Source organism: Stenotrophomonas aracearum (assembly GCF_031834615.1).
Taxonomy (GTDB): Bacteria; Pseudomonadota; Gammaproteobacteria; order Xanthomonadales; family Xanthomonadaceae; genus Stenotrophomonas; species Stenotrophomonas aracearum.
The window spans coordinates 4162848-4178355 of record NZ_CP115543.1 but is presented as its reverse complement, the minus strand read 5'-3'; the positions used below and the strand labels follow the sequence as shown (position 1 = coordinate 4178355).

The following is a 15508-nucleotide window of genomic DNA, read 5'->3' as shown; positions in this document are numbered from 1 at the left end:
ATCGCCTGCACGCCGGGTGTGCAATGGTGGTCCCATCGCCACTGCCAAGGAGCGTGCCATGTACAAGCGGATCCTGATTGCCACCGACGGTTCGGAGCTGTCCGAAAAGGGCCTGCTCAAGGGCCTGGAGCTGGCCCGCGACCTGGATGCGGAGGTCGACATCGTCACCGTGTCCGAGCCGTGGGCGGTCGGCATGTACGACGCCATGGGCTGGAGCGTGGGCTACATGAACAGCCCCGAGTACAAGGCCGACCGGGAAGAGACCGCGTCGAAGATCCTGGCCCCGGCCAAGGCCGCATGCGAAGCGCAGGGGCTGCGTTCGACCACCCTGCACGTGCTCGACCGCTACGCTGCCGACGGCATCATCGACACCGCCACCGAGCGCAACAGCGACCTGATCGTGATGACCTCGCACGGCCGCCGCGGCGTGACCCGGGTACTGCTGGGCAGCCAGACCGCCGAGGTGCTTGCGCGCAGTACGGTGCCGGTGCTGGTCATTCGCTGACGTAGTGCCGGGCTCTGCCCGGCACTGCCTCACGGACGGATCTTCAGCGTCTGCGATTCATCGAGCGTGCCATCGGCCTGTACCACCACGTACTTCTGCCCGCTGCGGTCGTACAGCACCGGCACCGCGTCGCGGAAAATCGGGCGGCGAACGAAACGCAGCTGCCAGCCGAACTGCTCCAGCGTGTCCACCGTATGGCGCTGCTCGGCACTGAGCCCCTCACGCAGCGCGGCGGGATCGATGGGCTTGCGACGTTCCGGCGTATTCATCGGGTACTACGGGCCCTGCTCACCAGCTGTAGAGCTTCCAGTACACCGGCGCGGTTCCGTCCTTGCTGCGGTCCACGCCGCCGGTCCTGTTGCCTTCGTACATGTAATACGGGGCCCCGCGCGAGGGCGTGACCTTGACCATGCGGAGCTGGCCGCCCACCCGGTACTCCTCGATGGTGTCGCCGTTGTCCATGGTGCGCTTGGCAACATCGGCCCCGGTCACGTCGACCGGGGGAACGCCGGCACCGCCGGTGGTCGCACAACCAGCCAACACAAGCAGACCTGCCAGCATCAGTGTCTTCATGGACCGGGGTTCCTGGGGCGGGGGGGAGCCGTGATTATGCCCCATGCCCCGTGATGCCGGTGCCGCGATCGGTCACGGTCGGGCGCGTAGAATCGTCGCATGAGCCGATTAGTCCTGATTGACGGGTCCAGTTACCTGTATCGCGCGTTCCACGCGCTTCCGCCGCTGACCAACGCGGCCGGTGAACCCACCGGCGCGCTGTTCGGCGTGGTCAACATGCTGCGCGCCACCCTCAAGGAGCGCCCGGAGTACGTCGCCTTCGTGGTCGACGCCCCCGGCAAGACCTTCCGTGACGATCTGTATGCCGACTACAAGGCCAACCGTCCGCCGATGCCGGACGACCTGCGCCCCCAGATCGAACCCATGTGCCAGATCGTCGAGGCGCTGGGCCTGACCATCCTGCGCATTCCCGGCGTGGAAGCCGACGATGTGATCGGCACCCTGGCCCTGCAGGGCCACCGCGAGGGCATGACGGTCACCATTTCCACCGGCGACAAGGACTTCGCCCAGCTGGTCCGCCCGGGCATCGAACTGGTCAACACCATGACCGGCAGCCGGATGGACTCGGACGCGGCGGTGATGGAGAAGTTCGGCGTGCGCGCCGACCAGATCGTCGACCTGCTGGCACTGATGGGCGACGCCGTGGACAACGTTCCGGGCGTGGAGAAGTGCGGTCCCAAGACCGCCGCCAAGTGGCTGGCCGAGTACCAGCACCTGGACGGGGTGATGGCCGCCGCGCCGGGCATGAAGGGCAAGATCGGCGAGAACCTGCGCGCCGCGCTGGAGCGCCTGCCGCTGAACCGCGAGCTGGTCACCATCCGCACCGATGTGTCGCTGGACGCCACTTCGCAGACCCTGCCGCTGCGCGACCCGGACGTGCCGGTGCTGGGCGAGCTGTACCTGCGCTATGGCTTCACCCAGGCGCTGAAGGAGCTCGGCGGCCCGGCTGCGGCCGCCACCGCGGCCAGCGAGGCGCCGGTGAGCCTGCGCGGCACCGCCGCCGGTTATGCGAAATCACCGGCCGGCGAACCGGCCACCACGCTCGACCCGGCGCTGTCGGCCCCGGGCGAGTACGAAACCGTGCTCACCACCGAGCAGCTGCAGGCCTGGGTCGCCCGTGCCGCAGCGGCCGAGCTGATCGCCTTCGACACCGAAACCGACGCGCTCGACGCGATGCGCGCCAACCTGGTCGGGATCAGCCTGGCGGTGGAGCCGGGCAAGGCCGCCTACATCCCGGTCGGGCATGACTACCCCGGCGCCCCGGCGCAGCTGCCGCGCCAGCAGGTACTGGACGCGCTGCGCCCGGTGCTGGAGAACCCGGAGAAGAAGAAGCTCGGCCAGCACGGCAAGTACGACCTGCATGTACTGCGGCGCCACGGCGTGGACGTGCAGGGCTACCACGACGACACCATGCTCGAGAGCTTCGTGCTCAACTCCACCGCCACCCGCCACGACATGGATTCGCTGGCGATGCGCTACCTGGGCTACACCACCATCAAGTTCGAGGACGTGGCCGGCAAGGGCGCCAAGCAGATCCCGTTCTCGCAGGTGGGGCTCGACGAAGCCAGCCGCTACGCGGCCGAAGACGCCGACATCACCCTGCGCCTGCACCGGGTGCTGCAGCCGCAGCTGCTGGCCTCGGCCCCGCTGGACAACGTGTACCGCAGCATCGAAATGCCGCTGGTGCCGGTGCTGGCCCGGATCGAGGCCAACGGGGTCTACATCGACAGCGCCGAGCTGCGCCGGCAGAGCCAGGACCTGGGCGCGCGCATGCTGGCTGCCCAGCAGAAGGCCACCGAGCTGGCCGGGCACACCTTCAGCCTGGACTCGCCCAAGCAGCTGCAGGCAGTGCTGTTCGACGAGCTGAAGCTGCCGGCACTGGTGAAGACGCCCAAGGGCCAGCCCAGCACCAATGAAGAGGCGCTGGAGGCGATCGCCGAGCAGCACGAGCTGCCGCGGGTGATCCTGGAGTACCGGGGCCTGGCCAAGCTGCGCAGCACGTACACCGACAAGCTGCCGGAAATGGTCAACCCCGACACCGGCCGCGTTCACACCAGCTACCACCAGTCCGGCGCGGCCACCGGTCGGTTGTCCTCGTCCGACCCGAACCTGCAGAACATCCCGATCCGCACCGAGGACGGCCGCCGCATCCGCCGCGCCTTCGTGGCCCCGCCGGGGCACAAGCTGCTGGCCTGCGACTACTCGCAGATCGAACTGCGGATCATGGCCCACCTGTCCGAGGACCCGGGCCTGGTCCGCGCCTTCGAGCAGGGCGTGGACGTGCACCGCGCCACCGCCGCCGAAGTATTCAGCCGCGCGCTGGACGAGGTCACCCCGAACGAGCGGCGTGCGGCCAAGGCGATCAACTTCGGCCTGATGTACGGCATGAGCGCGTTCGGCCTGGCCCGCAACCTGGGCATCGACCGGGGCCAGGCGCAGGACTACGTGGCGCTGTACTTCAGCCGCTATCCGGGCGTGCGCGACTTCATGGAACGCATGCGCCAGCAGGCCCGCGACCAGGGCTACGTGGAAACCATCGAAGGCCGCCGGCTGTACCTGAACGACATCCACGCCCGCAATCAGGGCCTGCGCGCCGGTGCCGAGCGCGCCGCGATCAACGCGCCCATGCAGGGCACCGCGGCGGACATCATCAAGCGCGCCATGGTGAAGGTGGACGACTGGCTGCAGGGGCAGGGCGGTCGCGCGCGGATGATTCTGCAGGTCCACGACGAACTGGTATTCGAAACCGAAAGCGAGTTTCTGGAAACCTTGCGCTCGCAGGTGGTCGAACTAATGTCGTCTTCTGCTCAGTTGCGCGTTCCACTGGTGGTCGACGCCGGCGTCGGCGATAACTGGGACGAGGCGCATTAAGCCCGGAAATCGCGTTGAAAAAGCTGAATTGGTTCACGGCAGGGCCAAAAACTGACTCTTGGATGAATGTTTCAAGATTCACTGCAGTATTAATTGGCCCCCTTCACGAATCATCAATGTTCGAGGTGCTTTTATAGACCTCGACAGGCGCAACGCCTGTTGTGGATCTCTCCCATCCCCTGGAGCAGATCTCGGAACGGGGGCTCCTCCCCAAGCGCCCGTTCCCCGGCCCCGCTGACCTCCCCCTGGTCGGCGGGGCTTTTTATTTACGGCCCCCAGACAGCCCCGACCGATATGCTCGCCGCATCATCCTTCGGACGTCCCGCATGACCGACCTGTTCGACCTGGCCATGCCCTGGTGGGAATTCATCCTGCGCGCGGTAGTGGTGTACGTGGTGGTGCTGGGCATGGTGCGGCTCTCGGGCAAGCGCGCGCTGGGCCAGATCACCCCGTTCGACGTGCTGCTGATCGTGCTGCTGGGCAACGCGGTGCAGAACGCGCTGCTGGGCCAGGACACCTCCCTGGGCGGCGGCCTGCTGCTGGCCGCCACGCTGATCCTGCTCAACTACGGCGTGGGCTGGCTGAGCACCCGCAGCCGGCGCGTGGAGCGGCTGGTGGAAGGCGAGCCGGTGCTGATCGCCCGCGACGGCAAGGTGCTGGAGTCGGTGCTGCGGCGCGAGCTCGTCACCCTGCAGGACCTGGACGCAGCGATGCGCCAGCAGGGCTGCACCCATATCAGCGAAGTCGCCATGGCACTGCTCGAAATCAACGGCCACATCACCATCGTGCCCCGCGAAAAGTCGTCGTGATCCGGTAGCGTCGGCCGCTGGCCGACCCAGGCGGTCCCTCACCATGCGATTTCCGCCAGTGACGACAGATCGAATCCTGAAAGCGCTCCTGCATTTCCCCTGCTGAAATCGGCCGCATCAGGGCCGCCGCCCGGGTGGCCCATGCAACGGAGATGCCTGCCATGCCCCTCGACTCCCCCACTGCTTCCACGCTGCGCCCCTGGGTCGCCGTCTACACCACACGCTCCACCGCGACCCGCCTCCGCGAAGAGCCGCCGCCCACCTACGACGAAGCCGTGCGCATTCCGCCGATCCAGCACGCACCGCATCTGCTGCCGCCGTCGCGTGCGGTGCCGTTGCAGGTGGAAAACCGGGCGCGCAGCTGGCGGCCGTTCTCCGTGCCCCCGCACCCGCTCAAGCAGGAGCGGAAACTGCAGAAGCAGCTGGAGCGGCGCGAGCGCACGCAACGCAAGCTGGACGCCGCCCAGGAGCATCTGCACCGGATACTGCAGCGACACGCGGACTTTTCGGCGTCCGGCCGCGTCTACTGCGGCGGTGGTTTGTTCGACGACGAAGAATGCACCGCCATCACCCTGGCGCGGCACGCCGTGGAGCACTACGCGGAGAAAAAGATCGAACTGCAGGATGCCCACGCCGCGCAGCTGCGCCGACGGAACCAAACGCAGAGCGGCTGATCTCCAGCGGCTGGCTTCAACCGAGGTTGAGCCAGTCGCGCGGCACCAGGTAATCGCCCAGCCGCGCTTCGGCGCTGCCGGGCTCGGGCTGGAAACCGTATTCCCAGCGCACGCGCGGGGGCAGGCTCATCAGGATGCTCTCGCTGCGCCCGCCGCTCTGCAGGCCGAACAGGGTGCCGCGGTCGTAGACCAGGTTGAATTCCACATAGCGGCCACGTCGGTACAGCTGGAACTCGCGCTCGCGCTCGCCGTGGGCGGTGTCCTTGCGGCGCTCCACGATCGGCAGGTAGGCGTCCAGGAAGCCGTCGCCGACTGCGCGCAGGTAGGCGAAGTCGTGCTCGAAGTCGCCATGCAGGTCGTCGAAGAACAATCCACCTACGCCGCGCGTTTCATTGCGGTGGCGCAGGAAGAAGTACTCGTCGCACCAGCGCTTGTGCGCCGCATAACGCTCCTCGCCGAACGGCGCGCACAGGTCATGGGCGACCTGGTGCCAGTGCTGCACGTCCTCGTCGAACGGGTAGAACGGGGTCAGGTCGAAGCCACCGCCGAACCAGGAAGCGACCTGCTCGCCGTCGCGCTCGGCGCTGAAGTAGCGCACGTTGGCGTGGGTGGTGGGCAGGTAGGGATTCAGCGGGTGGAACACCAGCGACACGCCGGTGGCGCGCCACGAGGCCCCAGCCAGTTCCGGCCGGTTGGCCGAGGCCGACGGCGGCAGGCGGGTGCCGGACACGTCCGAGAACCCGATGCCGGCCTGCTCGAACACCGCGCCGTCGCGCAGGATGCGGGTGCGCCCGCCACCGCCCTCGGCACGCTGCCAGAGGTCTTCGGCGAAGCGGGCCTGGCCGTCGGCGGTTTCCACTGCGGCGCAGATGCGGTCCTGCAGGTCGGTGAGGTAGGCGCGGACGCGCTCGAAATCGTTCATGCCGGTAATGTACCGCACGGCCGGGCAGAGCCCGGCGCTACGTGGACGCGTTGCGGTTGAACCAGCGCTGGACGTCGGGGCGCTGCAGGCGCAGCAGCAGCCAGGCGTGCAGGGCGGCGAAGGACAGCGCGGTCATCACGGTGATACCGGTGTAAAGCACGCGCTGCAGGCGCAGGTCGGTGCGCACCTGGTCGGCGTCTGCAGGGTCCATGTGGCCCGGCAGGTGCACGATCAGGTAGCGGAAGATCTCGTCGATAACCCACACGCCCACGAAGTTGAGCAGGGCGGTGAGCACCAGCAGCGCCATGAAGGTCCACAGCGCCCAGCGCTGACGGCGCAGCAGGCCCCAGCAGGCCACGGCGCCGGCCACGCACAGGGCGAACAGCCCCAGGTTCACCGCAACCGCGTGGCGGCCGAACCAGCGCAGCGATGGGGGTACCCACGACAGGTCCGCACCGTGCAGCTGTTCCTGCAGCCATGCCGAGTTGTGCAGCAGCAGGGCAAGCACGACACAGCCGGCCCAGCACACCGCCGAGACAATGCACATCACCAGGATCGATTTGGCCATCGGGCCGAGGAAGCGGGGCGCGGCCTCGCCCGTGGGGCGGGCCGCCGCTGCGGCGGCAGCGGAAGGCAGAAGCGGGGGAAGCGTCGAAGACATCCGGTGTCCTGGCAGGTGGCGGTGGGGTCAGCCCGACGCAATGACGCGCGCGGCCGCCGGCAGGATATGGTCTTCGCTCAAGGGTGCCAAGCGGTGCCCGTGCGGGGGCCGCAGCGGCACCCAGGCCAGCTCGGCGATCTCGGCGCGGGCCCGTGGGGTGCCCGACACCCGGGCCCACCACACCTCGGCCTGCACCCGGCAGCCGGTCTCATGCACGGCCCAGTCGCTGAAGGTGCCCAGCGGCACCGCCGTGGCGGGATCCAGCTGCACGCCCAGTTCTTCGTCCAGCTCGCGCGCCAGCGCGGCCAGCGGCGCCTCGCCCGGCTCCGGCTTGCCGCCGGGCTGGATGAACACCGCCGAGCCGTGCTTGCGCACCACCAGCACCCGCTGCGCGGGGTCGGTGATGACCGCGGCGACGATCCGTATCGTCACCGCGGCATGGCTCACTTCAGGTTCTCGTTGAACAGCTTGAGGATGCGCTTGTACTGGTCCAGCCAGGAGTCGGCACGGACATAGCCGTGGCGTTCCAGCGGGTAGGGCGCGATGCTCCAGTTGTCCTTGTGCAGCTCGATCAGCTTCTGGGTCAGGTTGACCGAGTCCTGGAAGAACACGTTGTCGTCCATCATCCCGTGTGCGATCAGCAGGTGGTCCTGCAGGCCTTCGGCGTACTCGATCGGCGACGATTTACGGTACGCCTCCGGGTCGATGTCCGGGGTGTTGAGGATGTTGGCGGTGTAGCCGTGGTTGTACTGGTGCCAGTCGACCACCGGGCGCAGCGCGGCGCCAGCCTTGAAGGTGCCCGGCGAACGGAACAGCGCCATGAAGGTCATGAAGCCGCCGTAGGAGCCGCCGTAGATGCCGGCGTGGTCGCGGTCACCCTGCTGGGTCGCCACCAGCCACTCCAGGCCGTCCTTGTGGTCTTCCAGCTCCGGGTGGCCCATGTTGCGGTAGATCGCGGTGCGCCAGTCGCGGCCGTAGCCTTCGCTGCCGCGGTAGTCCATGTCCAGCACCACGTAGCCCTGCTGCACCAGCAGGTTGTGGAACATCTGCTCACGGAAGTAGGCCGGGTAGCGCTGGTGCACGTTCTGCAGGTAGCCGGCGCCGTGCACGAACATGGCGATCGGGTACTTCTTGCCGGGTTCCAGCTTCTCCGGGCCGTAGTACTTGGCCCAGACCACGCCGGCACCGTGCTTCGACGGCACCTGCACCAGCTTCGGCTGGATCCACTCGCGGGCCTTGAAGGCGGCCGTGCGGGTGTCGGTCAGCACCTTGGCCTGGCCACCGGCGCTGGGCACCACCGCCAGCTGTGCCGGCAGGTAGGCACCGGAGTAGCGCACCAGCAGCTGCTGGCCGTCCGGCGACAGCGAGAAGTCTTCCACGCCGTTGAGCGAGGTCAGCTCACGCACCTGGCGCGAAGCGGTGTCCACCGCGCAGACTTCGTAGTCGCCCGGGGCCTGCTGGTTGCACAGCACGTAGAAGCCATGGCCGTCGGCGCTGGGCACCGGCATCGAGGTTTCCCACTTGCCGCTGGTCAACGCCTGCGGCTTGGCCGTGCCCTGCTGGGTGTACAGGTGCGAGTAGCCGGATTCTTCCGACAGCAGCCACAGCGTGCGGTTGTCGCTGGACCAGCCGAAGTCGTTGAAGCCCCAGTTGATCCAGGCGTTGTCGGTCAGGCGGTGGCGGGTCTGCAGCTTCGCCTCGGCCGGGCTCACGCTGGCGATCCAGCGGTCCTTGTTGTCGTTGGCGCGCAGCAGGATCGCAGCCTGCTGGCCGTCGTTGCTCCAGCGGATGCCGGGCGCGCCGGGGCCGCCCAGGACCTGCACCGGGCGGTTGCCCTTCAGCGCGTCCTTGCCGGCCGCCTTGCGCAGCGCCGCCAGCGGGTCGGTGCCGATGCCCGGCAGGCCGTCCAGCGACAGCGGCTTGACCGTGCCGGTGACCGCGTCGACCAGCCACAGCGCGTTCGGTTCCGGGTCATTGCGGCCGACGCGGGTGCGGGTGTCTTCGAATTCCTCATAGCCCGACTCGGTCACGTACTTCGGCATCTTGCCGCCGCGGCCTTCGTCGAAGCCCTTCGGCTTGGTCACCACGATCAGGCTGCGGGTGTCCGGCGACAGCGCGCTGTCGACGATCTCCACCTCGGCGCCGAGGTAGACCGGGCCCGGCGCGCGGGTGCTGTCGGCGCGGCGCCAGCTGGCTTCCTGCGCCTTCAACGCGTCGCGCTGGGCGCGGTCGTTGCGCAGGGTGGCCAGGGTGCGCATCTGCTGGTCGCGCAGCACGTCGGGCTTGGGCGCGTCGTCCGGGTTCTTTTCGGCCTTCAGGCTGGCCACCTGCTGCACGCCACCGGCGGCGGTCCAGTGGAACCAGTTCTGGCCCGTGCGCCAGATCACCCCGCCGTCGCGGGCAAAGCCCACCGCGCCGGCCTTCTCGGTGCTGCGGGTCAGCTGGGTCAGCGCGCCGCTGCGCAGGTCGCGCAGGAACACGTCGCCGTTGCGCACGAACGCGGCGCGCTGGCGGGTGCTGTCGTAGACCGGGTTCTCGACGTCCAGGCTGCCGCGCTGGTCATCGGCGACCTGGCTCGCCGCGCCGCCGTTGACCGGCTGGCGGAAGGTGTCGCGGACCGGGCTGCCGGTGCGCTTGAGCTGGTACTCGACCTGCTGGCTGTTCCAGGACCACCACGCGCTTTCGACCGGCGGACCGATCCAGTCCGGGTCGGCCATGGCCTGTTCAATGGTGATCGGCGTCGGTGCCGCATGGGCCGTACCGCCAAGGGCGGCAAGCAGCAGCAGGGACAAGGGCAGCGTTCTGGGCATTGCGGGCAGCACCGTGAAGGAAAACCCGGCAAGCGTAGCAGCCGGGCCCGCGCAGGGAGGGGGCCACAGGTAATGGAACCACCCCGGTAGAGCCACGCCCTGCGTGGCTGCCCGCCCATCCTGCGACAAAGTGAAGCAGCGCGTCACCCAGTCGCATGCCCTCTTCACGAAAACAGGCCCAGACTGGTGCGGATTCCAGAATGTGCGGAGGCGTCGCTTGGACGCGTTGTTGTTGTCCCGGATCCAGTTCGGGTTCGTCATCAGTTTCCATGTGCTGTTCCCGGCCTTCACCATCGGTACGGCCAGCTGGCTTGCCTTCGTCGAGGGCCAGTGGCTGCGTACGAAGAAGCCCATCTGGCGCGAGCTGTACTTCTTCTGGCAGAAGATCTTCGCGGTGTCCTTCGGGATGGGCGTGGTCAGCGGCATCGTCATGGCCTTCCAGTTCGGCACCAACTGGCCGCGCCTGAGCCAGGTGGCCGGCAGCGTGATCGGGCCGCTGCTCACCTACGAGGTGCTCACCGCGTTCTTCCTGGAAGCCAGCTTCCTGGGCGTGATGATGTTCGGCTGGGGCAAGGTCTCGCCGCGCCTGCACTTCTTCTCCACCTGCATGGTGGCGCTGGGCACGCTGGTTTCCACGTTCTGGATCCTGTCCTCCAACAGCTGGCTGCAGACCCCGGCCGGGCACGCGATCATCGACGGCATCGTGGTGCCGCAGGACTGGTGGCAGGTGGTGTTCAACCCCTCCTTCCCGTACCGGCTGGCGCACATGGCGCTGGGTTCGTTCATCACCACCTGTTTCGTGATCGGCGGCGTCGGCGCGTGGTACCTGCGCAAAGGAAAACACGTGGAAGCGGGGCGCACCATGCTGCTGGCGGCGGTTGCGTTCGCCGCGCTGACGGTGCCGGTGCAGATCTTCGTCGGCGACATGCACGGCCTGAACACGCTCAAGCACCAGCCGATGAAGATCGCCGCGGTGGAAGCGCACTGGCATGCGGAAGGCGAGGGCGAAGGCGTGCCGCTGGTCGTGTTCGCCGTGCCCAATGAGAAAGCCGAGCGCAACGACTTCGAGATCGCCATCCCGCGCCTGGGCAGCCTGATCCTGACCCATTCGCTGGACGGCACCTTCGACCCGCTGACCTCGGTGCCGGCCAGCGAGCGTCCGCCCGTGGTGCCGGTGTTCTACGCCTTCCGGATCATGGTCGGGCTGGGCACGCTGATGCTGCTGCTGGCGTGGGCCTCGGCCTTCCAGTGGTGGCGCGGGCGCCTGCTGGAGTCGCGCTGGCTGGTACGCGGCTGGAACTGGATGCTGCCCAGCGGTTTCATCGCGCTGGTCTCGGGCTGGTTCGTCACCGAAATGGGCCGCCAGCCGTGGGTGGTGTACGGCGTGCTGCGCACCGCCGACGCGGTGGGGCCGCAGAGTGCGTGGATGACCGCGCTGTCGCTGGGCGTGTATATCGTCGGCTACGCGTTCGTGTTCGGCTGGGGCATCTGGTACCTGGTGAAGATCATCCGCACCGGCCCGAAGCCGCACGATACGCAGCCCCCCATCGAGGACGGCAGCCATACCCCGGCCCGGCCGCTGTCCGGCGCCGATGAACCGCTGGAGGAGCGCTGACATGGAGATGACGACCTGGCTGCCGGTGGCGTGGTTCGCGGTGATCGGCTTTGGCGTGCTGATGTACGTGGTGCTGGACGGCTTCGTGCTCGGCATCGGCATCCTCGCGCCGATGGCAGAGGATGAAGCACAGCTCGACGTGATGATGAACACCGCCGCGCCGATCTGGGATGGCAACGAGACCTGGCTGGTGCTGGGCGGGGCAGGGCTGATGGCGGCCTTCCCCAAGGCCTACGCGGCGCTGCTGTCGGCGCTGTACCTGCCGGTGCTGCTGCTGGTGGTGGCGCTGGTGTTCCGCGGCGTGGCGTTCGAGTTCCGCTTCAAGGCGCACCGCTCGCGCCGGCTGTGGAGCGTGGCGTTCGGGCTGGGCTCGCTGCTGGCCGCGTTCGCGCAGGGCGTGATCCTGGGCGCGCTGGTGCAGGGCCTGCAGGTGGTGGAGGGCAACTACGTGGGCGGGCCGTTTGGCTGGTTCAGCCCGTTCTCGATGCTGACCGGGGCAGCGGTGGTGTTCGGTTACGCGCTGCTGGGCAGCACCTGGCTGATCCTGAAGACCGAAGGCCGCGAGCAGGCGGTGGCACGGACCCTGACCCGGCCGCTGGTGGTGGCGGTGATCGTGTTCATGGGCCTGGTCAGCGCCTGGCTGCCGTTCCTGGACTCGCGCCTGATGGCGCGTTGGTTCAGCGACGGCAACTTCTGGTGGTTGTCGCCGGTGCCGTTGCTGACGTTGGCGGTGGCAGTGGCGCTGTGGCGCAGCGCCATGCACCCGCGCCGCGACCTGCCGCCGTTCCTGTTGACCCTGGCGCTGTTCGTGCTCGGCTTCATCGGGCTGGTGCTGGGCATGTGGCCGTACCTGCTGCCGCCGAGCATGACCTTGTGGCAAGCCGCCGCGCCGGCGTCGTCAATGGGCTTCAGCCTGGTCGGGCTGGTGGTGCTGCTGCCGGTGATCCTGGGGTACACCGCTTGGTCGTACCGGGTGTTCCGCGGCAAGGTGCGCGCGGACGCTGGGTATCACTGATCGCACGCCCTCCCTGGGCCGGCCAACGGCCGGCGCTACCGTCAGGTCGGTGGATCCCGGTAGCGCCGGCCGTGGGCCGGCCCAGGCGGTGCATGAGATCGCGACGTAGCGCCGGGCTCTGCCCGGCCGCGCTACCCGTGCAGGCCTTCGATCTCCACCAGCAGCTCGGCCCGACACACCTCGGCGTGCAGCACCACGAACGCCGGTGACCCGGGCAGCTCGGCCATCCGCGCGGCGATCGCCGGCATGTCCCCGGCCCGGCGCACATAGACCTTCAACAGCGAGCCCACGCCCAGCTGCGCCGGCAATGCCGGTCGCTGCGCGCGCGCGGCATCCACCAGGCTCTGCAGGTTGGTCAGGGTCTCGGCCAGCTGTTCTTCCACCGAGCCGGTGTGCTGGGACACATGGCCGACAATCGCGGCCGTCCCCGACTGCAGCAGCGGCAGGCCGGTCGCCAGCGGCGGCAGCAGCGCACGCGAGAAGCTCGGCGACTGCGGCCCGTACTGGCGCGGGTAGCGGAACGCGCTGACCTGGCGCGGGTTCTCCAGTGGCAGGCCCGGCTCACGCGCGGCCAGCCAATACACCTGCAGCCGGCGCACGCCGTCGAAGCGGCCGATGCAGGTCGCCGCCGGCAGCGCGGCCTCGTCCAGCTCGCGCAGCCCACGCACCCGGCCCACGCAGAAGCGCCGATAGCGCTCCTGGTCGCCTTCGCCTTCGGTCACCGCATCCAGGTAATTCCAGGTCCGCAACAGGTGCGGGAAGCCGCAAGTGGACAGAAAACCACTCATGCGCGCATAGGCATCTGCCGCAGCCGACTCGATATCGCTGTCGACTTCATCAATCTCGATCGCACCGAACAGCAGCGTGTCGGTGGCCGACCAGCGCACCCCGTCGCGCACGCCGTGCTGCACCGGGCCGGCGCCCTGCCAGACCTCGATCCGTGCCGGTCCCTGTTCGGCCAGCGGCACCTGCAGCCAGCGCGGGTCGTCGCAGGCGGCTTGGTCAGCGGAAAATCCGAACACGGCCAGGGTCCGTGGATCGACCAGGAGGGCGTCGCGACGTTCGGCCGGGGCATAGAACGCGTGGAACAGCGCCGGGTCCGACGAGGAAGAAGGGACCTGCGCGGCCGCCGCGCTGTGGATCGTGCTACTCATTTCAGATTGTGAAAGCTGCCAGTGCCAAGGGTGGCATGATAGCGTGCGCTCCTTTCGCGGCGTGTCCCGTCACGCTGGACAACCATGTTGGCGTGAATGATCGAGTTCTCAGTAGTGGATTGGTCGGCCTGGGCACCGGGACTGACCACGAAATCGGCATGGCAGGCGTGGGCGATGGCGCCGACCCTGCCCGAAGGCCCTGACACCCCCGCCCTGCCGGAGGTTCCCCCCATGCAGCGCCGCCGCATCGAGCGCCTGGGGCGGATGGCCATCCAGGCCGCATGCTGGTGCGAGCAGCCCGACGACGCAGGGCAGGTGCCGTTGGTGTTCGCCTCGCGCCATGGCGACGTGGCGCGCTCGATGGAGTTGCTGGATACCCTGCGCCAGGACACCCCCATGTCGCCGACCGCCTTCGGCCTCTCGGTGCACAACGCGGTGGCCGCGCTGTACTCCATTGCACGCGGGCAGCGTGGCAACTACCTGGCCCTGGCCGGCGGGCGCGGCACGGTCGAGGCCGCCTGCGTGGAGGCCTTCGGCCTGCTCGCCGATGGTGCCCCGGAAGTGCGCGTGATCGCCTATGAGTCGCCGTTGCCTGCCGTGTACGCCGGTTTCGCCGACGAACCGGACCCGTTCTTCGCCTGGTGCTGGCGGCTGGCCCGGGCCGATGTGCCCGGTACCCGGCTGTCGCTGGGCTGGGGCGGTGGGGCTTCGGACAGCGGCACGCCGGACAGTCCGGCCGGCGTCCTGCCGCACAGTCTGGAGGCGCTGCGCTTCCTGCTTTCCGGCGAGTCGCGCCTGCAGCTGCAGGCCGACGGCCAGCAGTGGACCTGGCAGCGCCGTGGCTGAGCGCTGGCCCGCCCGCCTCGACCGCGCCTGGCGCGTGGTCGGCACCGGCATCAGCTTCGCGGCCTTCGGGGTCGGCGGGCTGGTCCTGGGCGGGGTGCTGCCGTTGCTGTTCCTGCTGCCGGCGGCCCGGAGACGCGTGCTGGCACGTCGGCTGGTCCAGTCCAGTTTCGCCAGTCATGTGGCCCTGATGCGGTGGCTGGGGCTGATGACCTATGAGATCCACGGGCGCGAGCGCCTGCAGCGCAACGGTCTGCTGATCCTGGCCAACCATCCGACCCTGATCGATGTGGTGTTGCTGGTGTCGCTGCTGCCCAACGCCGACTGCGTGGTCAAGCATGCTGTCGCGCGCAACCCGTTCATGCGCGGCCCGGTCCGTGCGGCGGGCTATGTGGCCAACAGCGACGGCGCCGGACTGGTGGATGACTGCATTGCCGCCGTCCACGCCGGGGGCAACCTGGTGATCTTCCCGGAGGGCACCCGGACCGAGCCGGGCCAGCCGCTGCGGCTGCAGCGGGGAGCCGCCAACATTGCGGTGCGGGGGCGGCTGGACATCACCCCGGTGCGGATCACCTGCACCCCGCTCACGCTGACCAAGGGACAGAAATGGTATCGTGTGCCATCACGTCGTTTTCACGTTCAGCTGGAAGTCGGGGAGGATCTCCCGATCGCCCCGTTCCTGACCGGGGCAGACGACACGCCCAGGGGGGATGCCTTGGCGGCCCGGCGCGTGACCGATCACCTTGCCCATTACTTTGACTTCGCTGGAGAACCAAGCCGTGCAGGCACTTGAGCACGAGATCAAGGAATTGATCATTTCATCGCTTTCATTGGAAGACATCGCTCCAGACGACATCGATGCCGAGGCGCCCCTGTTCGTCGAGGGCCTGGGGCTGGATTCCATCGACGCGCTTGAGCTTGGTTTGGCCCTGCAGAAAAAGTACGGTGTCAGCCTGTCCGCCGATTCGGAAGAAACCCGTCGCCATTTTTCCAGCGTGCGTGCCTTGAGCGAATTCGTCGCCGCACGCCAGCCGTCGTAACGGCGCGTCAGGATTT

The 15508-nt window shown here is 68.4% G+C and carries 16 protein-coding genes; 9 read left to right on the top strand and 7 right to left on the bottom strand.

Going from position 1 to position 15508, the window contains the following annotated elements:
- Positions 1-58 precede the first annotated feature (58 nt).
- Positions 59-505 (top strand): universal stress protein, encoded by a 447-nt coding sequence (locus PDM28_RS18705; RefSeq protein ID WP_070207184.1) that lies wholly within the window; start codon positions 59-61, stop codon positions 503-505.
- Positions 506-534: 29 nt separating this feature from the next.
- Here the strand turns inward: PDM28_RS18705 and PDM28_RS18700 are convergent, their stop codons facing one another.
- Together PDM28_RS18700 and PDM28_RS18695 are read right to left on the bottom strand one after the other, a co-directional pair.
- Positions 535-774 carry a hypothetical protein gene (locus tag PDM28_RS18700; RefSeq protein ID WP_311183208.1) on the bottom strand — a complete coding sequence of 80 codons (240 nt, stop codon included), beginning with the start codon at positions 772-774 and terminating at the stop codon, positions 535-537.
- 19 nt (positions 775-793) lie between these two features.
- Positions 794-1078, bottom strand: a complete 285-nt coding sequence (locus tag PDM28_RS18695) for a DUF2782 domain-containing protein (protein WP_070207170.1) — start codon at positions 1076-1078, stop codon at positions 794-796.
- Positions 1079-1177: 99 nt separating this feature from the next.
- On the opposite strand from PDM28_RS18695, the gene polA reads away from it, so the two are divergent.
- From polA to PDM28_RS18680, 3 genes are all read left to right on the top strand, one after another.
- Positions 1178-3949, top strand: a complete 2772-nt coding sequence (gene polA / locus PDM28_RS18690; RefSeq protein WP_311183206.1) for a DNA polymerase I — start codon at positions 1178-1180, stop codon at positions 3947-3949.
- 326 nt (positions 3950-4275) lie between these two features.
- Positions 4276-4758 (top strand): DUF421 domain-containing protein, encoded by a 483-nt coding sequence (locus tag PDM28_RS18685; protein ID WP_311183205.1) that lies wholly within the window; start codon positions 4276-4278, stop codon positions 4756-4758.
- 161 nt (positions 4759-4919) lie between these two features.
- Positions 4920-5432 (top strand): hypothetical protein, encoded by a 513-nt coding sequence (locus PDM28_RS18680; RefSeq protein ID WP_311183204.1) that lies wholly within the window; start codon positions 4920-4922, stop codon positions 5430-5432.
- A 16-nt stretch (positions 5433-5448) separates the two neighbouring features.
- Here the strand turns inward: PDM28_RS18680 and hemF are convergent, their stop codons facing one another.
- From hemF to PDM28_RS18660, 4 genes are read right to left on the bottom strand one after another with little or no spacing between them, the layout of a single operon-like run.
- Entirely contained in the window at positions 5449-6354 is a 906-nt protein-coding gene (gene hemF, locus PDM28_RS18675) for an oxygen-dependent coproporphyrinogen oxidase (protein ID WP_311183203.1), read from the bottom strand.
- A 37-nt stretch (positions 6355-6391) separates the two neighbouring features.
- Entirely contained in the window at positions 6392-7015 is a 624-nt protein-coding gene (locus tag PDM28_RS18670; protein ID WP_311183202.1) for a hypothetical protein, read from the bottom strand.
- Positions 7016-7042: 27 nt separating this feature from the next.
- Positions 7043-7462 (bottom strand): NUDIX hydrolase, encoded by a 420-nt coding sequence (locus tag PDM28_RS18665; RefSeq protein WP_102946206.1) that lies wholly within the window; start codon positions 7460-7462, stop codon positions 7043-7045.
- Entirely contained in the window at positions 7459-9825 is a 2367-nt protein-coding gene (locus PDM28_RS18660; protein WP_311183201.1) for a S9 family peptidase, read from the bottom strand. The genes PDM28_RS18665 and PDM28_RS18660 overlap by 4 nt, the downstream gene beginning before the upstream one ends.
- Before the next feature lie 217 nt (positions 9826-10042).
- Between PDM28_RS18660 and PDM28_RS18655 the strand changes: the two genes are divergently transcribed.
- Positions 10043-11440: a cytochrome ubiquinol oxidase subunit I gene (locus tag PDM28_RS18655; protein ID WP_311183200.1), complete on the top strand. Its 1398-nt coding sequence runs from the start codon at positions 10043-10045 to the stop codon at positions 11438-11440.
- Position 11441: 1 nt separating this feature from the next.
- Positions 11442-12455 carry a cytochrome d ubiquinol oxidase subunit II gene (gene cydB / locus PDM28_RS18650; protein ID WP_311183199.1) on the top strand — a complete coding sequence of 338 codons (1014 nt, stop codon included), beginning with the start codon at positions 11442-11444 and terminating at the stop codon, positions 12453-12455.
- Positions 12456-12586: 131 nt separating this feature from the next.
- On the opposite strand, the gene PDM28_RS18645 is transcribed toward cydB, so the two are convergent.
- Positions 12587-13609, bottom strand: a complete 1023-nt coding sequence (locus PDM28_RS18645) for a chorismate transformation FkbO/Hyg5 family protein (RefSeq protein WP_311183198.1) — start codon at positions 13607-13609, stop codon at positions 12587-12589.
- Between the two features lie 96 nt (positions 13610-13705).
- Here PDM28_RS18645 and PDM28_RS18640 point away from each other — a divergent pair, with 96 nt between their 5' ends.
- The 3 genes from PDM28_RS18640 to PDM28_RS18630 are packed head-to-tail and all read left to right on the top strand — an operon-like array spanning position 13706 to position 15492.
- Positions 13706-14455, top strand: coding sequence for a beta-ketoacyl synthase chain length factor (locus tag PDM28_RS18640; protein WP_102946210.1), 750 nt, complete (start codon positions 13706-13708; stop codon positions 14453-14455).
- Positions 14448-15245 (top strand): lysophospholipid acyltransferase family protein, encoded by a 798-nt coding sequence (locus PDM28_RS18635; RefSeq protein ID WP_311183197.1) that lies wholly within the window; start codon positions 14448-14450, stop codon positions 15243-15245. Before PDM28_RS18640 ends, PDM28_RS18635 begins: the two co-directional genes overlap by 8 nt.
- Positions 15232-15492, top strand: coding sequence for a phosphopantetheine-binding protein (locus PDM28_RS18630; protein WP_102946212.1), 261 nt, complete (start codon positions 15232-15234; stop codon positions 15490-15492). Before PDM28_RS18635 ends, PDM28_RS18630 begins: the two co-directional genes overlap by 14 nt.
- The last annotated feature ends 16 nt before the right edge of the window (positions 15493-15508 follow it).